The sequence below is a fragment of the Crateriforma spongiae genome (genome assembly GCF_012290005.1).
Lineage (GTDB): Bacteria > Planctomycetota > Planctomycetia > Pirellulales > Pirellulaceae > Crateriforma > Crateriforma spongiae.
In genome coordinates this window covers 265,367-288,275 of record NZ_JAAXMS010000001.1, presented here as the reverse complement: position 1 = coordinate 288,275, position 22,909 = coordinate 265,367, and the positions used below count along the sequence as shown (strand labels likewise).

Genomic DNA, 22,909 nt, shown 5'->3' with positions numbered 1-22,909 from the left:
GATCGTTTGGCTACACCAAGCCTTCGCGGACGGCGCGAACCGCGGCGGCGGTCCGATCGCTTGCGTTCAACTTCCGCAACACGTTCTGCACGTGCTCCTTGACGGTTTCGACACTGATCCGCAGCGAATTCGCGATCTCGCGATTGCTTAGCCCAAACCCCATGTGCCGCAGCACCTGCGCCTCGCGGGACGTCAAAGGCATCCCGTCGGGCAATTCTTCCGGTTCCACCGGTGCCTGCATCAGATTTTGAATCCGTAAAAGCTGACTGCCGTTACGGCCGGATCGTTTCTGTACCGCTTCGACCAGCGTCGCGGCAACCACCGCGACCGAAGCCGATTTGTCCAGGAAATCAACCGCCCCCATGGCCGCGGCACGAGCCACATAGGTCGGGTTTTCATGACCGCTGAACATCACGATCGGCAAATCGTTGACGGCTTCCACTAGTTTTTCCAGCACCAACAAGCCATCCATGTCGGGCAGTCGCACATCCAACAAAGCGACATCAAACGTTCGGCTTTCGGCGTGGCGCAGTGCGTCTTTACCCGTGCCGCAGGTGGCGACGGTATCGATGTCGTACTGTCTGAGAAATAGCGATAGTGCGTCACAAACGACCGGGTGGTCGTCGACAATCATCAGGCTAAACAACGTTGGCCACTCCTCCGGCCCCGGCCGAGTTCATCATGTCGTCGTTCTAAAAGGTCTAACCTATTGTTCACCGTTACGATGCTCAAGGTAAGCCCCCGCCATTGTAAACGGTTTGAAATTCAACACTTACAGTCATTACGGAAGGCGAAATGCAACCACCCGAGGGAAGACAAGCGAACACCTATCTGGAATTGAGCGTCGTTTTTTGACCGTACCGGTTCGGCGACCTAGATAAAGAAGGACGCTTGTTCTTGGGCGTCGCGACAGTATCGATCCGCGACACGCGATGACGCTTTTCGGCATGAATCAACCAATTTCCCTGCTTCTGGTCGACGACGATCACCATCTGGCTCAGTCGATGGCGGACTGGCTGCATGAGCAGGGGATGCAGGTCGCCGTGGCGTCCGACGCTGCCCAAGCACGATCCCAGCTTTCGTCGACGTCTTACGACATCTTGCTGACCGACCTGCGTTTGGGTGCCGACGATGGCATGGACCTGATCCGGTTCAGTCGCAAAGCGCACCCGGAAACCGCGGTGCTGGTCATGACGGGCTACGCCACGCCCGACACGGCGGTGGCGGCCGTTCGCGAAGGCGCCTTTGACGTGCTGACCAAACCGTTGATCGATGAAGAACTGGCTTTGGCGATGGACCGGGCGATGGCCCAACGTGATATCGCCAAAGAGAATGAATCACTAAAGAAACAGCTTGACCGGCGCAGCGGCCTGGAAAACATCCTGAGCCACGATTACCGGATGCTGAAGATCTTTGACATCATCGACAACGTCGCCGACGCCAAAGCCTCCATCTTGATCACCGGCGAAAATGGAACGGGTAAGTCGATGATCGCCCGCGCCATTCACGGACGCAGTTCGCGCCGCGGTGGCCCGTTTGTTGAAGTCGCATGCGGTGCCTTGCCCGACACGCTGCTGGAAAGTGAATTGTTCGGCCACGTCGCCGGCGCCTTCACCGGAGCTGCGGTCGATAAGGTCGGTAAGTTTGAATTGGCCAGCGGCGGAACACTGTTCTTGGACGAAATCGGAACGGCTTCCCCCGCGATGCAAGTCAAACTGCTTCGGGTTTTGCAGGAGTTCCAGTTCGAACGCTTGGGCGGAACCGAAACGCAATCCGTCGATACACGCGTGATCCTGGCCACGAATGAAAATCTGCAGCAGCAGGTCGCGTCCGGTGCGTTCCGACAAGACCTGTATTACCGAATCAACGTCGTCAACATTCAGCTTCCTTCCTTGCGTGAACGTCCCGGCGACATTCCGATCCTGGCGGAACACTTCTTACGCGAAGCCAGCGAAACCAGCGGCAGACCGATCAACGGTTTTGACGCCGACGCGATGGACCGGCTGCAACGATACCAATGGCCGGGCAACGTTCGCCAACTTCAAAACGTGGTCGAACGCGCCGTCCTGCTATCGCGTGATGCGGATTTGACGGTCGAAGACTTGCCGCCCGAAGTTTTGGGGCACGCCGATCCGCTGGCCGTCCCGACCCCATCGAACGACGCCAATGAACCGTCATTGGCGCCGCGTTTGGGCGACGTTCAAGGCAAAAGCCTGCGTGACGCCTTGGAAGGCCCCGAGCGTCAAATCATTCTGCAATCGTTGCGGCGTCACAATTGGAATCGGGCCGCAACCGCGGATGCTTTGGAAATCAACCGAACCACGCTGTACAAAAAGATGAAGCGTCTGGGACTGGACGACCCTCGACTTCAATTCAGCTCCTGATTCAGGCCGGCGGCGTTCCCATTCCGTCGACTCGGTTCGATCGGTCACCCTCCACCATCTTGCTGCGTCGGGTATTGGGCCGTCCGCACGCGATACATCGCCAACGTCAAGCACACGGCGGTGACGATCAACAGCGCCAGCAAGTGACGAGCGATCGATTCGTTGCCGAATGTGGTGTCATCGAAAACTTGCACCGAACGCCAGGACGTCCAACGGGTCAGCAAGCCACGCAACTGATAGTTCACCGTCAATTGATTGATGATCGCTGGAACAAACGACAACCCGTACTCGGCGACCAGCGTGTAGAACACGGCGGCCACCATCGTTCGCCGAAAAAAGAACACGCCGATCAAAAGGTATTGGGCGCCGTGGGCCAAACAGGAAAGGGCCGCAAGCAAGGTCAAAACACCCCAAAAACGACCCGGATCATCAGGCCCTATTAGCGCCGTACAGCCGATCAACGAAATGGCTGCCGCGGCGAACGTCCACAAAATGGCAGTCATGTATTTGCCCACCAAGACGATCATCCGTCCCCGTGTGCGGGTGGCCAGATAGATCCAAGTTTGGCCTTCCAGTTCGGTTCCCACCGCGGGCGTTGCCCACAGCAACAACCCCAACAAACAGGTCACTTCGGGGATCAAGAAGTACACCGCATTGCCCCAGGGATCGATCGCATCAACCGATCTTTGCATGCGAAGCAGCGCGACGATCACAATGGGAAACGCGATCAACAAGAACCAAACCGCAAGCCGGCCGGCCGTGACGGATCGCGATAATTCAAAACGCACAAAGTCGACAATCATCCCGAGCGTGGACCGCACCGCTTGAGGCTTTGTCGGATGAATCAATTCCGATGGTGATGAATCCTGATCCGTCGTTCGCCCCACCGTTGATTCATCGTCCGCCGTTTCGAGTGATACCGTTGATTCGTCTGACATCATTGCTCCCCCCGGTGTCGACGTAGCAATGCTTCAAACATGGCCGACAAGTCTCCATCGGCCGAAAGCAATTGATCGACCTTGACGGAATCATCCGCGATCCAACGTGTCAATTGCGGAATCAATTGGTTGACCTCCCGCACTCCGACGGTCAAACGGTTATCCGACGTCGACAACTCGATCCGCTGAACCTGTGGATGATCGGCCAAATGTTGCACCAAACGTCCGACCCCATCGCCACGCAACACAATCTCTTGAGGCGTCGACGCCACGATCGCATCGATTTCTTCGGCCGTCCCACTGGCCAACAATCTCCCGCCGTGGATCCAAAGAAATGAACGGGTGATGGATTCGATTTCGTGCAGCACGTGACTGGCGAACAGCAAACTTCGCCCGGCAGAATGCCAACGACGAAGCAGGGCCGTCATTTCATAGCGGCCGACCGGATCCAGACCGTTGTACGGTTCATCCAGAATCAGCAGATCCGGTTCGTGGGCGATCGCCTGGGCCAGCTTGGCACGCTGACGCATGCCCAATGAATACCGGCCCATCGGTCGATCCATCGCATCAGACAAGCCGACCTGTTCCAGAGCGTCATCCGCCCTGCGTCGACTCTCGGCCGCACCAAAGCCATGCAAACGCACCAGGCAACGCACCCACTGTCGGGCGGACACGTTGGGGTACAAGACATCGGTCGCCGGACAAAGACCGATGCGTCGCAGCACATCACGCTGGCGAAACGGGTCACGACCGAAGATCCGAACACGGCCGGTCGTCGGTTTTAACTGCCCCGTCAGCAAGTTAATCATCGTCGTCTTGCCGCTTCCATTGGGACCAATCAACCCGTAAGCGCCGGCGGGAAAACGGCCGCACAGATCGTTGACACCGATCACGCGACCGTACAGTTTCGAAAGACCTTGAAGCTCGATCATTTCAGACACGCAGCCTCGACAAAATGCGGTTGCGAATGATCCAAGTCCCCATCACGGTCATTGCCACTAAAACGGCGATCGACGGCCACACGCTGCCGTCGGTGTCCTGCACATCAAAAACCCAAGACTGCACTTTGCCCAACATGTGATAGGGCGAAACCAAACGCCAACGATCCAGGTCGATCCAATCGCCGACGTCGGACATCGATGGACCGCCACGTCCGCCAAACCGTCGTCTTGGTGGACGTCCCACGCCTGGTGCAAAGGTCAAAAACGTGTATGCCACGTACCCCAGAACCCAAGTGGCGAACCAAGCAAACGTTGCATAGCGACTTTCCGGTGTCAGCGATGAATACATCATCGCCAGCGTCGTCGTCGGCAAAATCAAACACAAACTGGCGACCAGGACCCGCAGCGGGATGTCCCACGTTTCGGCAATCACCATCAAGCCGGGCGAGAACAGGACACCGGTCACATACAACACGAGCGCCGGAACCGTAACGATGCAGGCAAGAAAGAACCACAGCACCGCAGATTTTCCGAAGACATATTCCGTTGGCGTCAAAGGACGAGCAAAGTATTGCAGATAAGCACGACTGCGCATGTCGTAACAGACCAGCCTGGGTGTGATCAGCCCGACCAGAATCACCATCGCATAAAGCTGTGGATACCGAAAGAAAGCCAGAATCGCGCTGGACCAAATCTCATGACGCACCGCCGCAGGATCCGTCATGTACTCTGCCGCCAAATCGGGCCGATCGATCGGGGGCGACATCAACAGTCCGACGACTCGGTCGGGTTCCTGCTGGGTGGTGTATTCGAACATAAAGATGATTGCGGCCGGGAAAATCACCGGCAGCCACCCCAACATCAGCCCGAATCGCAGCCACTTGGCACGCAACACCAGCGATACGCCGCTGCGAGCGATCGCCAAAGGTCGCGTGATGCGATTCGTTTTCGATTGGTTCCAACCGCGATACCCGACATCATGAAGCGCCATCGGATCCTCCGGTGCCTTTACTTGTCGCTTCTTGGCCCGACACCGTGGCGGCGAAACCAACGGAAACTGGTTCCGCATCAATGGGCATGGTCGCTCCGGTGGCTGCAAAGAAGATCTGTTCCAGCGAGTTCCTTGCCGGCTCCAATCTGGAAATGGCGGCACCCGATTGCCCGGCCGTCTGCCAGATAGCCGCCGAGTCACTCGGATCAATCCCGCTGACTTTCCATCGTCCGTCGATCGTCGCGCTGACCTCATGTCCCGCGTTTTGTAGGTCGCGGACCAGAAGCGATGGATCGCCTTGTACCCCCACTTGAACCGACGGTTCGGCCGGACGGCTCAGGTTCGCCAAGCTGTCCGAGACGCGAACGGTTCCTCCGACCAGAATGATGACGTGGTCACAAACCGCGCGGACGTCGTGCAAGATGTGCGTGGATAACAAAATGCTTTTGCCGTGCCGATGGCCCAACGTACGAATGCGGTCCAACATCGAACGGCGTTGCTTTGGATCCAATCCGGTCGTGGGCTCGTCCAAGATCAATAGATCCGGGTCGTGCACCAACGCCTGGGCGAACTTCAGTTTTTGCCGCATGCCCGTCGAATACGACTCGACTTCGCGATAGCGTTCTTCACCAACGTCACAGAAGTCCAGGATTTCGTGCGCGCGACGCAACGCTTCGATCCTGGGCAGCCCCGACAACTCAGCCATCAAGGCCACGGATTCGATGCCGGTCAGCCCGGCGACATAGCAATCGTCTTCGGGGGAATATCCGATGGCGTCTCGGATTGCACGTACCTGTTCCGGCCATTGCATCCCCATGACATCGCCCGCGCCGGTTTGCGTCCGCACCAACCCCAAAAGCGCTTTGATGAATGTGCTCTTACCGCTGCCATTGGGCCCCAACAGACCGGTGACGCCAGGACGGATCTTCAATGACACGTCATCCAGTGCCACCAACTCTCGATACCGCTTCGTAAGACCGTCGATGGAAACGACGTAAGACTCAGACGTCATTGGCGAATCATTTGTATGCGTTCCCTATCCGACCGCCGGCGGCGGATGTGCTGGACGAAAAAGATCATTTTGGCCGGCCGGGCCGATGCGATGACCAGGCAAGACGCTCCGATCAGGATTCGGGAACGCCATCGCAGTCAAGACGGACAAACAGACCACTTTCGCGCGCCGCCGCATGATCTTGGTTCGGCACCGCATCAAAAGTTTCACAACACCGCTGGGAAACAATCGTAGCGGCAGTGGAGCATCATCGGTGCCTCGCTGCGCAGGGAAGCCACGCCACGCCGAAAGGTTTTCCTCATCCGCACAGATTCACTGACCGATAAAATCGAAGGACGCCCGCGCCAAAGGTGCGCCACAACCGGATTCCGCCAATATCCACCAGGATGCTTGATTTTGGCCGACCAAGTTTCACGTACGTCTCGATCGCTGCGTTCGGTGCTGCACCGCTGGCTGCCGGTGCGCCAAGATCCCAACGGTCCATCGCCCGTTGGCGAGGGCCCGGGCGACCCCAGCGGCACGATGCGACCGGTCGAAAAGTGGGTCACCGATTGGGGATCCGCGGTCATCGATGGCGTCAGCACCGTCGGCGACATGGCCGTGTTCGCATGGCAAATGTGCACTTGGATGTTCACGCGGCTACCCAAGCGCGGAACCCTGCTGACAAACTTTTACCAGGTGGGCGTGCTCAGTTTGCCGGTGGTGGCGTTGACCGGAACGTTCATCGGAATGGTCTTGGCCGTCCAAAGCTACTACCAGTTTCACGCCATCGGTTTGGAAAGCCGCCTGGGCGTTGTCATCAACACCTCACTGGTCCGTGAACTGGGGCCGGTGCTGGCCGCCACCATGTTGGCCGGACGTGTGGGCGGTGCGATGGCAGCGGTGTTGGGCACCATGCGAGTGACCGAACAAATCGATGCGTTGACGGCCATGGGGGCCGATCCGATCCACTACTTGGTGGTGCCGCGATTCCTTGCCTGCATCCTGTTGATTCCTGCACTGACGATCATGGCCGATTTCATGGGCATCGTTGGTGGGTACTTTTACAGCGTGATCATCCTGCACATCGATCACGCGGCATATCTGAACCATTCACGCGAAGGCGTTGTCGGATTCGATCTGTTTTCCGGCGTGTTCAAGAGTGTGTTTTTCGGCGGCATCATCGCCGTGGTTTCTTGTTACCGTGGTTTTCATTGTGATCCGGGCGCCGAAGGCGTCGGTAAAGCGGCGACCGCGGCATTCGTTTATTCGTTCGTGCTGATCTTGGCCATCGATTTGTTTTTGAACATCGTGCTGGACGCGGTGTACTTCATGATCTACCCCGAAGGAACATCGCTGCTATGATCGATGATTCCATCCTGCCCGAATCCGATACGGGCGCATTGATCGATGTCGACAACGTCAGCATGGTCTTGAACGGCCAATGCATTTTGCAAGACATCAACGTGCAAATCACTCGCGGCCAAACCGTGGCCGTGATTGGGGAAAGCGGCTGTGGCAAAACCGTGTTCATGAAAACACTGGTCGGCTTGCTGAACCCCACACGTGGCCGAGTCCGTTTTGACGGGCAGTCCTTGGGCCAGATGTCACAAGGTGAATTGACGGCAACGCGACGCCGTTTTGGTTTTGTTTTTCAAAACGCCGCGTTGTTTGACAGCATGACAATCTATGAAAACGTCGCCTTTCCCCTTCGTCAGGAAAAGGTTCAGCCGCCGGAATCAGACGTGCGCAACCGTGTGATGCGACACTTGGCCGAAGTTGGTTTGCCGACTTCAGCGGCCGCCAAACGCCCGGCGGAACTTTCCGGCGGGATGCGCAAACGCGTTGGTCTGGCCCGGGCATTGATCTTAAAGCCCGAGTTGGTCGTCTACGACGAACCGACCACTGGCTTGGATCCGATCATGAGTGACGTGATCAATGAATTGATTTTGGACACCCGACGTCGCTACCCCGTCACCAGTATCGTCGTCACGCACGACATGCATACCGCACGCAAGGTGTCCGATCGCGTGTTGATGTTCTTTCCACGCTGGCGATTGGAACCTGACGACAGTCAAATTCTGTTCGATGGTCCACCGAGTGAATTGGAAAACGCGCCGGACCGCCGCGTTCGACAGTTCGTCCGCGGCGAGGCCGGTGAACGCTTGGATGAAATGACCCGACAAGTGGATTCGATTTCGGGATAAAGGATTGCATCATGGACGAAAACAGAATGCGATTCGGCGTCGGCGTCCTCGTGATTGCCGCCATCGGAATCGGAATCATTTTGACCTTTCTATTCGGCGCGTTTCCGACGGTGCTGAATCGCGAATACACGTTGGACGTCTGGTTTCCATCATCCGAGGGCGTCAGCACAAATACACCGGTGCTGCGTGACGGTTTTCGGATCGGGCGGGTCAGCAACATTCGTCTGGTCGATGACTTTGACGAACACCCCGAAGGCGGCGTGATCTTGACGCTGCGTTTGGGTCAAGAGTTCGTGTTGACTCACGAATACGTTCCTCGCATCGGCAACGGATCTTTCATCACGGGTGATTCCAAGCTGGAATTCGTTCGTGCCAGCCGAACGGAACTGGCAACGCTGCTGGACGGCAACTTGGACCTGATCGACGAACCTTATTCCGACGGCGAGTATTTCAAGCACGGACGAAAGGCGGCGGATCCGTTCAGCGTCCTATTCGACTTGGAAGACGATATTCGGTTGACCATGGAATCAATTCGCGGGGCCGGGGTTTCAGTCGAACAGGCCGGTCGCAGTGTCCAATCGATGGTCGGGGACCTTCGATCGGTGATCGGTATGGCCCCGGCACCACCGGCCGGACGCGGCGCGGTTTCCGACGATCCATCGGTCCGAACCGCGGGTTATCAAAACCCACCTTCGATGAAATTGGCTCAAAACACGCCGCCCAGCTTTGCCCAGCCGCAGCCCCCGGGCCAAACCATTTCGCCACGCAATGATGCCACACTGCGGGACCTAGCGGATGAAGCCATCCGGACTCTGGAAGAATTCCAGGGGGCGATCCGCGACGTCCGTCAGATCGTCAGCAATCCCGACATCCGGCAAAACATCGAAACGTCGATTGAAAAGGTTCCCGGTTTTATCGACCAGGCCACCGAGACGTTGCAAAGCGCAAGCGATTCGTTTGACAGCTTTGAAAGGGCAGGGCGGCAATTCGAACAAGTCGGTTCCACCGCAGATCAAACACTGCAAAACGTGGACACGGCGGTCGAAGATGCGGTCGTTAAACTCAACGCGACGCTGGGTGGTCTTGAGAAAACCATCGCCAATGTTGAACGCTTTACCGAACCCTTGGGAGCACGCGGTGGCGAATTGATTGAACAAGTCTTGACCAGCTTGGCCAACCTGGACAACGCCGTGATTGAACTACAATCGGTCGGCCAGATGATCAACCGCAGCGACGGAACCTTACGTCGGCTGATCGAGGACGACGAAATGTACTATGACGTGCTTCGCACCGTGAAAAATATTGAAAACGCCACCGCGCGGATTCGCCCGATCCTGGACGACGTTCGGGTCTTCACCGATAAAGTCGCGCGAGATCCACGACAATTGGGCGTCCGCGGCGCATTGACCAATCGTCCCAACGGCCTTGGCTTGAAGTGAACCGGATTCCCGATGCCGTAACGCCGCGACCGCGGTCCTGGTCATTTGCACAACGCCACGCACTGATCTTGGTGTTGCTGTCACCGGTGTTGGCAAATTTGGTCGGCAGCCTGTTCAACATCCTGTACAACCAGACGCAAGTACAGCCACTGTTGACCGAACGCCAGATGGACCGCTTCTTCGAAGTCGTCAAATGGTTCAACTTGGTCGTGTATCCCATCGCGATCGCCTGCTTTGTGGTTCCGGTCACGCGGCTGCGTCCAATTCATCGCCGGCTGATCAACGGCGATCCCGTCGATCGCGATGAATTGTCATCGGCCCAGCGATTGATCATCAATCTGCCGTGGTGGTTTTTGATCGTTGCGGCGATCGGCTGGCTGATTTGCATTCCGGTTTTCCCGCTTGCCTTGGTCGCACTGGGTGAACCTGTTTTCGGCGAAGTGATCACGCACTTGATCACTTCGTTTTTGATCGCTTCGCTGATTGCGGTGACCCAAAGCTTCTTTGCGGTCGAACTGACCATTCAAAAGACACTGTTTCCGGTATTCTTCCAATCGGATTCACCGGCCAGTGTGCCCGGCGCAAGACCACTATCGATCACCCATCGTGGGTTGCTGTGGTCGTTTACCGCCGTTGTTTGCCCGGTCGTTTCACTGTTGTTGATCGTGTTGGTTCCGGATGCCGCCCACCGCGCACCACTGTTCGCGATTGCCGTTGCGGTGGTGGCGATTGCGTTTGGATTCGCCACCAGTTGGATGCTGGGACGCTTGGTCGTTCGGCCGATCCGCGCGTTGAAACTTGCGTCACAACGCATCGCCGACGGGCATCTGAACACCCATGTGCCTTTGCAGCACGCTGATGAGTTTGGGTTGCTGATCGAAAGCTTCAACAGCATGGCCAGCGGTTTGCGCGAGCGAGAACGCTTGCATCAAACCTTCGGACGTCACGTCGGCCAGGAAGCGGCAAAGCAGATCCTTCAACAGGGCGACGCCGGTGGCGGCCGGGAACAAAACGTGTCGATCATGTTCGTCGACGTGCGAAACTTCACCATGCATTCGTCACAGCAACCGCCTCATGAAATTGTTGCCGCGTTGAATGCCTTTTTCGCCGCTGCGGTGGAACGGATCGAAGGCCACGGTGGGATGGTCAACAAGTTCCTAGGCGACGGTTTGATGGCCATTTTCGGCGTCGGCACCGACGCCAAACGACACGCCGACCAGGCGGTTGCCGCCGCCATTGATTTGCAGTCGTTTGTCGTCGACCAAGCCGACACGTTCAATGATCTTCATTGGCCCGGTTTCGCCATCGGCATTGGAATCAATTCAGGCAATGCCATCGTCGGAAGCATTGGCTCACCGCGGCGACAGGAATACACCGCGATGGGCGACACGGTGAATGTCGCGGCCCGAGTCGAATCGTTGACCAAGACGTTGTCGCAGCCCATTCTGATCACCGCGTCGACCCAAACCTTGCTGACGCAATTGTTCACGTTGCACCCGCAGGTGCCGCAGAACGTGAAGGGCAAAGCGGTTCCGATTGAATTGTTCGCGGTCGAATTTTCCGTGTCCACGGCGAACCGCTAGTCAGGCGGCAATTTCCGCTGACCTGGAGCCCTTTCGCCGTCACGGGCCCCTGCATATGCGACATACGAATCGGCGCCACCTTTGGTCAGCTGACGGATCTATAATCGATGATTCGCTTCCGCTGAACGGGGCACGGCTGAAAAAGCCACCTTCGCCTTCGACGGTGGCGTGGCCCCGTCTGTTCCCACCCGTAAGCTCCCCCCCTTTTCAACCCCGCCATCAATCCCATGCAAATACTTCATGTTCGTGTCCTCTGCGCTCTCGCGTTGGTAGGTGTGCTGGTTAGCCCGCCATGCCTGAGCCCCACACTGCTTGCCGCCGAATCATCACGCCCCAATTTCATTGTCATTGTTTGCGACGACATGGGATTTTCCGATCTGGGTTGCTATGGCGGTGAAATCGAGACGCCCCATCTGGACCGGTTGGCCTCGTCGGGCTTGCGTTTCGTTGATTTCCACAACAACGCCAAGTGTTCTGAAACGAGGGCGTCGCTGATGACCGGACTCTGGCATCAGCAGTCCAAAAACCTAAAGAAACCCGGCAACGTCACCATTGCCGAAGTCTTGAAGCCTGCCGGTTACCGGACATTGATGAGCGGAAAATGGCATCTGGCTAGCGAGCCGCCGGAACGCGGATTCGATCGATACTTCGGATTTCTAGGCGGCTGCATCAACTTCTTTACAGGCAACGATTGGGGCAGCGGTGAGAACCTGATGCGGCTGGACCGCAACGTCTTTGACGTTCCGGATGATTTCTATTCCACCGATGCGATCACCGACTATGCGATCGAATTTTTGAATGAAGGTGAATCCGACGATCGCCCCTTTTTCCTTTACTTGGCCCACAACGCCCCTCATTTCCCATTACATGCACCGGAGGAAGACATCGCAAAATACCGCGGGCGTTATCGCGTCGGCTGGGATGAGATTCGTCGCCGTCGGTATCAACGATTACAGGAACTGGGGATCGCCGACGAAACATGGAATCTGTCGGATCGTGATTCCAAAGTCGAATCATGGGAATCGCTGACTGCGAAGGAGCGTGAATTCTTGGAACCCATGATGGAGGTGTACGCGGCGATGGTGGACCGCCTGGACCAAAACATCGGTCGGCTGGTCGATCACTTGGAATCCACTGGCCAACTGGACAACACCTTGATCTTTTTCTTTTCCGACAACGGCGCTTGCCCTTACCAGCGGCTGAAGGGTGACATGCTTGTTCCCGGGTCGGTCGACAGTGACATCGCTTATGACGCCCGCTGGGCCAACATGTGCAACACGCCGCTGCGGAACTACAAACAGTATGCCCACCATGGCGGCACGCTGACGCCGATGATCGCGCACTGGCCCAATGGTATTCAAGACACCGGCGGCCTAAACCATTTCCCGTCACACTTGGTCGACATCATGCCGACGTTGGTGGAACTAGCGGGTGCCACGTATCCGACGCAGCGAAACGGACAAGACGTCTTCCCGATGGAGGGCGTTTCGTTGGCGGCTACGCTTCAAGGCAAAGAGGCGTCGCGACAACGCAAACCGATCTACTGGGAATTCGCCAACAACCATGCCGTCCGTGATGGCAATTGGAAACTGGTCGCCGAGCGTACCAAAGATTGGGAACTGTACGATGTTTCGCGCGACCGATGCGAAACCGACAATATCATTGATCAGTACCCTGACGTTGCGAAACGTCTGGCGGAATCTTACGACCAGTGGGCCAAACGAGTCGGTGCAAAAACGCACGCAAAGTGCCTGAATTCGTCCCCGTCCAGTCAATCGCAACTGTTCAATCTGGACAAACTGTTGCGTGATCCTCAATAGGCACATCGATTGCCTATTCGGCAAAGTCCAGCCAGCCCGCACCTGTGGGCGCATTGTGATGCTCGGCCGGCAATGTCGCTTGATCCAGCCACCGGTTGAGCAAATATCGGTAATGTCACAATCCGCCTGATTCCGATTTTTCAACCATGCCGTCCGTGAATTCGACAGGGACGTCGATTCTTTCGATGGCGTTGATCTGACTGGCCCCGCACCGGATCGAAACGCTTGACCACCTTCACCAGCCTGCACTTTGGCGGATGGGGGTGTTGCCAGACTGGCGAGCACGGCTGTACCGAAAGGAATCGGGATCGATGACCGCACGAAATCGACGTTTGGCACTCGCGACGCTTTTGGCTTGCAGCCTGACCGGCTGCAACGGCACCTTGCGCGAACGACAACCACCGCCGGTTGTTACGGGCATTTCACAGCCACCGGTCGCATCAACGGTGACGCGGCAGCAAACGCAACGGCGATCGGATTCCTCAACAGTTCAAGCGGTCGACTTCGAATCCGAGATCCCATCGGCATCCCCCCCGTCGCCAGCAACAGCCGATACGTCCGTAGGAAACGTGCAGCCTGTCATCGTTTCAGATCCGCTGGCCGTTGCGCCGGCCGCCTCCGATGGCTTGCAAACGGCAGTGGCCTTTGACGCATCTTCGCCGCCCACACTTTCCTTGGTGGACGTCGAAGCGATGGCCATGGCGCATCCGGCAATTGCCGCCGCCGATGCGGCCGTCCGTGAGGCGCAGGGCCGCGCATACCAGGCTTGCCTTTCGCCCAATCCGACGCTGCAGTACCAAGCCGACGAAGTCGGGAATGAAGGCAGCGCTGGTTTGCACAGCGTTGGCGTATCCCAGTCCATCGTGACCGCCAACAAACTGGCATTGGCCAACCAGACCCTGCGTCAAGTCGTCCAACAGCGGGTCGCGGATCGCGAAAGAACTCGGCTGCAAGTTTTGACCCGTGTTCGCACGGCTTACTGGAATGCTTTGGCCGCTCAGAAGCAAGCGGAACTGACCGACCGGATTGTGGATTTGGCCGAACAGTCGCTGCAGTCGGTTCAAGACCTGTTGGATGCCGAAGAGGTCTCCAAAATCGCACTGCTGCAAGCGCGAGTCGAGTTGGAAAACGCACGCATCGAAGCAGAAAACGCAAAGGTGCGAGCCGACGTCGCACGGCGGGCTCTGGCGGCCGCGTCAGGCAGCGATTCGATCGGTTCGTCTCGAGTGGACGGCACACTAGGTGCTGGACTGACCGACCGACCGTGGGACCGATGGTTGCAAACGATCGACGCCACCAGCCCGGAACTGGCTGCCGCGGGCAGCGAACTGGAACGTGCCCGCTGGGCACTTCGTTTGGCTTGTGCCCAGGTGACGCCCAACATTACCGGACAAATCGGCGTCGGCGTGGACACGGGATCGGATGACACCTTCGCCAGGTTCGGCATCAGCGTCCCGTTGCCGATCCACAACCGAAATCAAGGAAACATTCGTGCCGCCAGAGCAGCCATCACCGCCGCCGGCGCGTCCATCGACGCGACGCGTTTGGACTTGGCATCGCGACTGTCACAAAGCATCACCGATTACCAAACAGCACTTCAAAGGTACCGCCGTCTAAGTAGCCAAGTTCTAGCCGACGCCGAAGAAACCTTTGAATTGTCGCGGCAAGCATTCCAAGCCGGTGAGACCAATTTTCTGCAATTGTTGACCGCTCAGCGAACGTTGTTCGCGGCGCGATTGAATGTGCTGGACGCTGCCAAACAGGCCCACGTGGCCGCCGCGGCGATCGACGGGCTGTTGGTCTCCGTCGATTCGCCGAACTGAACTTGGCGTCGACGATCTAGAAATCATCGCCGCCGATGACTTCCTTGTTGTTGCGTGTCGCCAGCGCTTTATAGATGTCCAAATCGATAAACTTGGTCAACATTCGAACCGAACCGTCGGACAGAATGAACTGGGCACCGCCAGGGTGATAGCTACCAAAATCTTCGAAGTGTCCCACCGGATCATTGGGAACATGGTCGGCGGCCCCCACGATTCGGGCGGCTGGTTCGTTGGCATCGTGAATGACTCCATGCCAAATCGAACCGCCTAGTCGCCCGCTACGCTCGCCCACCATGATGGTCTGGCTCAATCCGTCGTAGATGTCACGGAAACGCAGCTGACTGTTTCCATAGAACAGTCCATCCCCGTCATACAGATCGTCGTGAATATCTGTCGTACCATAGACGCCAACATAATTGCTCTTGGCGACATCAAACAGGAAATGGGGACCTAAGTCGACGTTCACGCCGTCTTCGTGATCATGTGCATGATCCTCGTCATCGTCATCACCTTCGTGCCCATCTTCGTCTTCATGATCATCGTGCTCGTGTTCTTCGCCTTCGGCAATGGCGAACAACAGGCTTAAGGTGTCACTGGGACAAACAAACGATGGAATCGAGCTGGTACGAACGGCCGCATGCTCAGCTTCTTCGATCGGTAGTGAAAAATTGACTCGGTCATAGGCCGAGACTTGTTCCATCTGCGGCAAGATCGCAGCCGCCCACCCCCATCCCGGTTCATGATGGTCTTCGTCGGCGGCAATCCAACCGCTGGGGAGTCGCCGGTACGCACTGTGGTAGTTGTGAAGTGCAATTCCGATCTGCCGCAAGTTATTTTGGCAGGACATCCGCCGCGCTGATTCGCGTGCGGCTTGAACTGCGGGCAGTAATAGGCCAATTAGGATGCCGATGACCGCGATCACCAACAGCAATTCGACCAAGGTAAATGCGTTTCGATTCGATGACGAATCTGTCTTGTTGCGGCGGGTCACGCCAGAGAAGAGATTCATGGTTCGGCAAGTGAAGTTCGATTTTCGTGGAATGAATTTCCCGGTCTCGTTGATGAATGATCCATGCGGCGCAGCCGACGAACCTGTCCGATTGGACCAACGAGAAAGGAAACGATGAAATCAAACTTTCGCCGGAGGCCCGCGGGGAGGGGACGCCCCCCAACGCCAGACTTCCTGGCGTCGATCAGTAAACTCGCCCGACGCTTGCGCAGCGACCACTCCCTGGATTGCCGATATCGATTGTTCGTGCGAACCCGACATGCCACGCACCACACAAAGCGTGCACAGGCCGTGACAAACATCTTCCGCCGTCGCCACCCGCCAATACGACCGATCCTGACCTGAGAGAGCTGACGGTGATGAATCGTCGCATCCGACCGTGCCGTGTTCGCACCCACAGCCCGATTGGTCGACCGCGCCGTCAGAGCAAACCGCGTGGAGAACACACTTGCCGTGCCCGTGATGGTGCGCCGCAGGCATCAGCCATCCGCCCACCAAATAGGCGATCAAAGCGATTCGGCGGGTCCAGGTGTGCAAGAAAAGATCCGGTCGGATGGTCGGGGGCAAACATGAAGGAATTGGTAAATCAGCCAAGCCTGGATTAGGACGCGTGCCCCCCCCCTTCCTACGCCCCAGAATGCCCCAAAAAGACCGGGGGAAAGATGGAAAAAACACGCTCGCCGCCAACTTTGCTAGTGTTGAACCTGTCGACAAGGCGAATTTTCCGACAGCGTTGAATATAACCGTTTTTTGCAGCTGGAGCGTGCCTTTTTGAGTCAGACGGCTCGTCAAACTTTGCTCCAACGAGCCAATTCACACGACGCCCCATCTTCCCCAGCAGGGAATCAATGCCCGCAGACCACAGCCACGATTGCCATGATTGCGGGCACGGTGTGGTACCGCACCACCACGGGCTGACCAGCGGCAGTGCCTACGATTCCATTCCCGACAGCCGTTTGCTGTGGACCGTCGCACTGAATCAGTTGTTAACGGTCGCCCAAGTGATCGCCGGCATTTGGTCGGGCAGCGTCGCCCTATTGTCCGATGCCGCCCACAACTTCAGCGATGCCAATGCATTGCTGATCGCCTACATCGCACGTCGAATCTCACGTCGGAAAGCAAGTTCGCGGTTCACGTTCGGCTATCGCCGGGCCGAATTGATCGGTGCGACCATCAACCTGACACTGTTGGCGACCGTCGGCTGCTTTTTGATTTATGAGGCCGCCCACCGTCTGCTCGATCCGCAACCGGTAATCGGTTGGTTGATGGGAGCCGCCGCCGCGATCGCATTGGTGATCGACATCGCGACGGCCGGCTTGCTGTGGGCGATGAGCCGAGGATCGCTGAACGTTCGCGCCGCCTTTGTGCACAACCTTGTCGACGCGGCCGGGTCTGCCGTCGTCTTGATCGGCGCGGTGGTGATCACGTTGACGGATTGGACGTGGGTGGATTCCGCGCTGACGTTCGGATTGGCGATTTACATTCTGTATCAAGTCTGGTCGATGCTGCCGCAAGCCATTCGCATTTTGATGGAAGGTACTCCGCCGGATTTGGACGTGGACGAATTGATTCGTGTCGCCGTCGAAATGCCGGATGTCGTCGGCATCCACCATCTACACGTTTGGGAACTGGACGAAGACCATCGGGCGTTGGAAGCCCATGTCTCAATCCGTTCCGATGATCTTGATCGAATGGAAGACATCAAACACCAATTGAAACGTCGTTTGCACGAAGCGTTTGATATCCAGCATTCCACCTTGGAATTTGAAGTCAGCCGAGACAATCAAACAGGACATTGCACCGAAGCCGGCCACGAAGGGCTGGAACGTTGCTGGAACCCGGACTTGTCACCAGACGGTTCAGCGTCCACGCCGGTCAGCAAAACATCGGGGCGGGGCAAGCATCACCATTGAATCCCACTAGCGATTGATCGCTGTCGGTCATCGACGTTGTCTGTTCAAACCGGCTTTTACAGGCTATCGATCCCAATGGGTTCGGCCCAATGCACCGAATGCCCAGACGCGCCGTCGGTGGCTTCGTCGATCGGTAATTCCAGCGTTGCATCGCTCGAAGGCGGCAGCGGATCCCGCGGATCCAGGATTTCAGCTTTCGGTTGCGATGGTTGCTGCATTGGAATCGTTTCAACGGAGGCGTCATCCACCCTTTCGGTGTCCTGCGATTCCGCAGCCTGCGTATTCGTCGTAGATGAGTCGACCAGATTCAAATCGTCACCAAGTAGTTCGGCGTCAGCGGTGTCGCTGATCATCGCCGGTGAATCCCACTGTGACGTGGATTTTCCATCGGCCGACAAAACCTGTTCAATCCGGTGCGCCAACAGTGCCAATTGAATGCACGTCGGGCGGTCGTAGGAGGTCTCCGCCATCGGCAGAGCCTGCTGCAAGTAATCCCACGATTTTTGATAGTCGCCACGACCAAACCAAATCCTGGCGACACGACACAATCTTCGTGCGGCCAAATCGGTGCGTGCCGCTTCGGTGTAGGCCGCCGATGCCAATTCCAGCACGTTGGGAATCTCCCGGTAATTTCCCGCCAATCGCAAATGATACGCCTCGCGGTCCAGATGGCTTGCGGCACAGAGGTAGTTTGCCTGGGCCAAATGAATCAGCGCGGCGACGTCGTGCACTTCTGCCACCAACGCTTCGCTGCAAACGCCGTCGGCCAATTCGCAAGCGGTCTGCAACCGCTTCTTGGCGCAGGCTAACTGATATTGCTCCGCCGCCAAACGTGCGGCTGCTAATTGAACCTGGGCGTCATATTTGTCTTCACACTGCTTGCGCAACTTCTTTTGGTGCAACCGAGGTCCAACGCAGGGAACCATGGTCAGACAAGACTGCTTGCATGGATCTTGGTCACAGCCACAACAACAGCTTGACGCCTCTGGCCCGCATGGCGGCTTAGCACAGGCCGCATTTTGAATCAGATCCGCCGCGGTGGCCAAATCGCCTTCGTCCTGCGCAATCTTGGCTTGCAGCAGGTAGGTGTTGCCCGTCGACAATCCCGCGCGACACAGTTCCACTCGTGAATCGACCAACCAATCCTTGGCTTCGGGATACCGCCCCAAACTGGCAAAACAGGCGGCCAAGTTATAGGCATGCGTACCGGCTTCGGCCGGATCATCCAACATCCAAGCTCGCGCAATCGCCCGGTAGTACTGCTGAATTGCCGCATCGGTATTCCCTTCGGCAAACGCTTCGCGTCCAGACTTGGCGTATCGCACCAATGACGAATCGGTATCAGCCACATCCACGGTCGGGCTCTGACACCCCATCGCGCTCAACCACAGGAAAACATACAGCACCGTGCACCGGAGCGGTTGTCGATGATGCTTTTCATCGATCATCGCAGACTTCCTCCGGCGCGGACGTTGGACGGTGAGATCTGGACGCTTGGTTTCCCTTGGTTGCTGTATCGACGCAACAGCCAATGGCTACGAATTTCTTCCACCAAGTCCTGGGTGTCGCTGACGGTATCGTTGACACGTCGTGTGGTACCGGGAAGATCCTGGGCCTCGTCTTGCAGCACCGCAACCAATTCCTGCGTCTGCACCGCCAACTTTTGAACCTGTTCGGCCGCGCTGCGAAGTGTGTCAAGTGTTACCGCCATGTCTTCGTTCACGCTTTCGGCCGTTTGCGCGACCGCATTGGATGCATCGCGTACGCTGCGGCTGGACACCTGCACCTGGTCCAAGGCCTCGGTGATATCGCCTTCCACCAAGTCAGATACTTGATCGGTCAACCCGGCAACCTTGTTTTCCAGATTGGCCGCGGCGTCTTGCACCGTTCGCATGGTTTCCAGGGTTTGAGGCCGTACGGTTTCGCTGGTTTGATAGAACGATTCGGCCGCCTGTCGGGACTGAACCAAGGCGGGATCCGCGGTCGCCGTCAAAGTGTCTTGAAGCTTGTCGGTCGCCCCCGCGATGCTTTCCAAGGTCGGGCGTAACTGTTGTTCAATCATCTGAATCGACTGGCTAACCAATTCCACTTCGCGAGTCATCAGATCGATCGCGTCCGCTTCACCGATGTAGTTTTCCAGTTCGCTGCCCGGTGGCAGCGGCATCCGGTCATCGTCCGGATCGTCCGAACGTCGGATGACCAAAACGGGATTGCCCAGCCCGAACCTTCGCTCTTGGCTGACAATCGAATCGGTAAAGATCTGGCGGCTCATTTCCGGACGCACGCTCAAGTTGACGCGCACCAGATTGGTCGAATCGACATAGCGAATCGATTCGATCGATCCGGCTCTTTCGCCCAAGATCATCACGTCGGCCCCCTTGTGCAGGTCGCCGATCTCATTCTGTTTGATATTCAGGTAGTAGCTGTCTTGTTCGACGAAATAGTTCCCTGCTCGTAACACCAGGAACGCCAGCGCGACCATCAGGATCAAAATCAACAGCAGAAAAAATCCCACCGCCTGATTGGCGTATCGCAATCGGTAGGGTTCGTTCATGCGTCGTCTCCATCGGTCAATTCCGGATGCCGAACATCCATTTGGTGCTCGGCCCCCAAGGATTCAAGATGATCAGAATTCCAAACGTCGCTGATCCACACAAACGCCGTGCCTTGTTTCCGAAGCGATTGCACCGCATCGGTCAACTTCTGACGCCATTTGGACGCGACGTATCGCATCGGGCGTTCCAAGATGACCAGTTTGGGCGGGCCCAAGAATGCACGAATCCATTGATGAATTTGAAGTTGGCCCGCTGGGACAAACGCCGGACGTTGTCGACTGATTCGATGCAACCCGATCTGCTCGGCCCAGTGTTCCATTTGACGCAAAATCACCGCGTCATCATCACCATGATGTTGCCGCGACAGCATCATGTTTTCGGTCACGTTCAAGTTTGCGATCCAACTGACGCCGTCAAAGACACGGCCGATCTGACCTCGACTTCGAAACAAGGTTTCATCGCCCATGGCCGTCCAATCCGTTTGATCAAACAGGACCGTTCCTGCCGACGGCGACTTCACCCCCTGCAACACCGAAGCAAAGAATCGCGTTTGGTGGGACATCTCGCAGTGCACGACCAGCAACTCACCTTGCCGTAAGGTCAGGTCCGAATTTCTTAAACAAACACTTGCACCGGAGTCGCTGCCGACGTTGAGATCGACCCAACTTAAAACCGGTTGCTTGGATGCAGCGTCTTTCGTTCCCGCGGATTCACGCGAACTGGTGTTTCGTGTCATGGCTTTATCCAATCTTGAAAACCAGGATTCGGCCATAGATCAGCACCGACAGGAATGCCGACACCGCCAAGACGGCTGACAAAGCCCGAATGACACTGCGACTGGAGACCCGTGCCACATCGGTCACGGTTCCGCGGACGCTGACACCGTCTTGACAACAAATGGCACCGGCGAAACCGCCGGCAATCAACGTCTTGCTGACAAAGAACAACAGGTCCAAGGAATTGGCTTTGCGAAACATCAATTCCAAGAACGACGTCAACCCCACGCGGACCGCCCCCATTGCCCAGCCAACGGCAAAACCGGTGATCAACATGGTCGTCGTCAGCAAAACGGCCAAGCAAAACACGCTGGTCACAATGCTGATGATCCGCGGCATGATCAAATAGGTCATCGGATCGATGCCTTGGGCTTCCAAAACTTCGAATTCGTCGGCGACCACCATCGATGCTAGTTCTGTGCTGATCGCGACTCCGCTGCGTCCGATCACCACCAGACAAGCCAACAGCGGTCCCAATTCACGCACGACGGCCCGCCACAGAAACGGCGCGACGAAATCCGCGCCGACACCGATCTGGTCCGACCACAGCAACGCCTGGACGATCAACAGGATCCCGGCGGCGATCCCAAACCGGACGATCGCCGGAACCGCATCGACCGCGGTGAAAAACAACTGCCGGACCATCACCAGACGCACCGGCGGGGTCCACGACGCCGGTCGAATGGACAGATACCCGGTGGCCCACAACAACGACAGAATCGACGCCACGGTATGCAGACGCGACAACGCCGCACCGCCCAACGTGTCCGCGACACGCAGCGGCGCCGCCAACCACCGGGTGGCCGATGGTAGCGTTCGTGTTTCACGAATCGGTGTCACGGGAACCAAGCGTGGGCGACGGGGCAACGGGAAAAACAGTCGGCGAATCAGCTACAACCGACACCTTCGTCGCAATCGGCGGGACGCTTCCCACCGAACCAGCCAAAACGGTGCCGCCGTCACAACCGGAATTCGGTGGCCTGGCCGAATCGTCATGGCCGGCACAACCGTCATACTCCCAGGGTAAGGCGAGCCCGTGGCATTGGTGTGTTCAGAAAAAAAGCCACGACCAGTGATGCCGGTCGTGGCGTGATGAAAATCTGATTCGGCCTGGCAGCGGATGAAGTCAACGCCGCCCCAGCGGACGAGCCTATCGAGACGCCCGCAACATACCCCGAGCCCGGCGAACCGCGGCTTCTTTGATTTGAATCTGCTCGGGTGACAGCGACGGCATTTCCAACGCCTCGTCCAAGTTCTTTTGGGCTTCTTCGCCATCAAGCAGATCGACGGAGATCGCACGACTGGTCAGCACGTTGACCACATCGCCTTCGACCTGGGCGAACCCACCGTCGACGAAATAGCGTTCCGGGCCGGCATTGGTCTGCATCCGCAACACCCCGTGCCCGAGCCGGCCGATCATCGGTGCGCGCCCACTTTGGACCCCCAGTTCGCCGTCGAACATCGGCAGTGCCACAAAGTCAGCTTCGCGGTCCAGCTCGGTGCGTTCCGGCGTGACGACAATACAACGAATGGCCATCG

19 protein-coding genes are annotated in these 22,909 nt (G+C 57.3%); 8 read left to right on the top strand and 11 right to left on the bottom strand.

All coding sequences use genetic code 11. From position 1 onward, the window contains the following. Nucleotides 1-10 precede the first annotated feature (10 nt). Nucleotides 11-646 carry a response regulator transcription factor gene (locus HFP54_RS01100; RefSeq protein ID WP_168563755.1) on the bottom strand — a complete coding sequence of 212 codons (636 nt, stop codon included), beginning with the start codon at nt 644-646 and terminating at the stop codon, nt 11-13. Between the two features lie 301 nt (nt 647-947). Here HFP54_RS01100 and HFP54_RS01095 point away from each other — a divergent pair, with 301 nt between their 5' ends. Next, nucleotides 948-2,384 (top strand): sigma-54-dependent transcriptional regulator, encoded by a 1,437-nt coding sequence (locus tag HFP54_RS01095; protein WP_146411737.1) that lies wholly within the window; start codon nt 948-950, stop codon nt 2,382-2,384. A gap of 44 nt (nt 2,385-2,428) precedes the next feature. On the opposite strand, the gene HFP54_RS01090 is transcribed toward HFP54_RS01095, so the two are convergent. The 4 genes from HFP54_RS01090 to HFP54_RS01075 are packed head-to-tail and all read right to left on the bottom strand — an operon-like array spanning nt 2,429 to nt 6,266. Then, nucleotides 2,429-3,322 (bottom strand): hypothetical protein, encoded by an 894-nt coding sequence (locus HFP54_RS01090; protein ID WP_235951173.1) that lies wholly within the window; start codon nt 3,320-3,322, stop codon nt 2,429-2,431. After that, nucleotides 3,322-4,254: an ABC transporter ATP-binding protein gene (locus tag HFP54_RS01085; protein WP_168564153.1), complete on the bottom strand. Its 933-nt coding sequence runs from the start codon at nt 4,252-4,254 to the stop codon at nt 3,322-3,324. The genes HFP54_RS01090 and HFP54_RS01085 overlap by 1 nt, the downstream gene beginning before the upstream one ends. A 1-nt stretch (nt 4,255) precedes the next feature. After that, nucleotides 4,256-5,254, bottom strand: coding sequence for an ABC transporter permease (locus tag HFP54_RS01080; RefSeq protein ID WP_146411734.1), 999 nt, complete (start codon nt 5,252-5,254; stop codon nt 4,256-4,258). Then, entirely contained in the window at nt 5,241-6,266 is a 1,026-nt protein-coding gene (locus tag HFP54_RS01075; protein WP_168563754.1) for an ABC transporter ATP-binding protein, read from the bottom strand. Before HFP54_RS01075 ends, HFP54_RS01080 begins: the two co-directional genes overlap by 14 nt. Before the next feature lie 522 nt (nt 6,267-6,788). On the opposite strand from HFP54_RS01075, the gene HFP54_RS01070 reads away from it, so the two are divergent. The 6 genes from HFP54_RS01070 (at nt 6,789) to HFP54_RS01045 (ending at nt 15,117) form a co-directional block, all read left to right on the top strand. Beyond that, complete coding sequence (locus HFP54_RS01070; protein ID WP_145305075.1) at nt 6,789-7,610, top strand: MlaE family ABC transporter permease; 822 nt, start codon at nt 6,789-6,791, stop codon at nt 7,608-7,610. Next, nucleotides 7,607-8,452: an ABC transporter ATP-binding protein gene (locus tag HFP54_RS01065; protein WP_146411728.1), complete on the top strand. Its 846-nt coding sequence runs from the start codon at nt 7,607-7,609 to the stop codon at nt 8,450-8,452. Before HFP54_RS01070 ends, HFP54_RS01065 begins: the two co-directional genes overlap by 4 nt. An 11-nt stretch (nt 8,453-8,463) precedes the next feature. Then, nucleotides 8,464-9,891, top strand: coding sequence for an MlaD family protein (locus tag HFP54_RS01060; protein ID WP_146411725.1), 1,428 nt, complete (start codon nt 8,464-8,466; stop codon nt 9,889-9,891). A 71-nt stretch (nt 9,892-9,962) separates the two neighbouring features. Further along, nucleotides 9,963-11,474 carry an adenylate/guanylate cyclase domain-containing protein gene (locus HFP54_RS01055; protein WP_315853822.1) on the top strand — a complete coding sequence of 504 codons (1,512 nt, stop codon included), beginning with the start codon at nt 9,963-9,965 and terminating at the stop codon, nt 11,472-11,474. A 227-nt stretch (nt 11,475-11,701) separates the two neighbouring features. After that, on the top strand, nt 11,702-13,294 hold the full coding sequence (locus tag HFP54_RS01050) for an arylsulfatase (protein ID WP_168563752.1): 1,593 nt from the start codon (nt 11,702-11,704) through the stop codon (nt 13,292-13,294). Nucleotides 13,295-13,605: 311 nt separating this feature from the next. Then, entirely contained in the window at nt 13,606-15,117 is a 1,512-nt protein-coding gene (locus HFP54_RS01045; RefSeq protein ID WP_168563751.1) for a TolC family protein, read from the top strand. Between the two features lie 16 nt (nt 15,118-15,133). On the opposite strand, the gene HFP54_RS01040 is transcribed toward HFP54_RS01045, so the two are convergent. Continuing rightward, entirely contained in the window at nt 15,134-16,126 is a 993-nt protein-coding gene (locus tag HFP54_RS01040) for a DUF1559 domain-containing protein (RefSeq protein ID WP_168563750.1), read from the bottom strand. Nucleotides 16,127-16,974: 848 nt separating this feature from the next. Here HFP54_RS01040 and HFP54_RS01035 point away from each other — a divergent pair. After that, nucleotides 16,975-18,039 carry a cation diffusion facilitator family transporter gene (locus tag HFP54_RS01035; RefSeq protein ID WP_168563749.1) on the top strand — a complete coding sequence of 355 codons (1,065 nt, stop codon included), beginning with the start codon at nt 16,975-16,977 and terminating at the stop codon, nt 18,037-18,039. 56 nt (nt 18,040-18,095) lie between these two features. Here HFP54_RS01035 and HFP54_RS01030 read toward each other — a convergent pair whose 3' ends face one another. The 5 genes from HFP54_RS01030 to HFP54_RS01010 all read right to left on the bottom strand — a co-directional run bounded on the left by HFP54_RS01030 (nt 18,096) and on the right by HFP54_RS01010 (nt 22,907). After that, on the bottom strand, nt 18,096-19,487 hold the full coding sequence (locus HFP54_RS01030; protein WP_168563748.1) for an ATP-binding protein: 1,392 nt from the start codon (nt 19,485-19,487) through the stop codon (nt 18,096-18,098). Continuing rightward, nucleotides 19,484-20,593: an MlaD family protein gene (locus HFP54_RS01025; protein ID WP_168563747.1), complete on the bottom strand. Its 1,110-nt coding sequence runs from the start codon at nt 20,591-20,593 to the stop codon at nt 19,484-19,486. The genes HFP54_RS01030 and HFP54_RS01025 overlap by 4 nt, the downstream gene beginning before the upstream one ends. Continuing rightward, a complete protein-coding gene (locus HFP54_RS01020) occupies nt 20,590-21,330 on the bottom strand; it encodes an ATP-binding cassette domain-containing protein (RefSeq protein WP_168563746.1) in 741 nt (246 codons plus the stop codon). The genes HFP54_RS01025 and HFP54_RS01020 overlap by 4 nt, the downstream gene beginning before the upstream one ends. A gap of 4 nt (nt 21,331-21,334) precedes the next feature. Next, on the bottom strand, nt 21,335-22,237 hold the full coding sequence (locus HFP54_RS01015) for an ABC transporter permease (protein WP_168563745.1): 903 nt from the start codon (nt 22,235-22,237) through the stop codon (nt 21,335-21,337). A gap of 283 nt (nt 22,238-22,520) precedes the next feature. Continuing rightward, nucleotides 22,521-22,907 (bottom strand): F0F1 ATP synthase subunit delta/epsilon, encoded by a 387-nt coding sequence (locus tag HFP54_RS01010; protein WP_145301849.1) that lies wholly within the window; start codon nt 22,905-22,907, stop codon nt 22,521-22,523. Between the last annotated feature and the right edge of the window lie 2 nt (nt 22,908-22,909).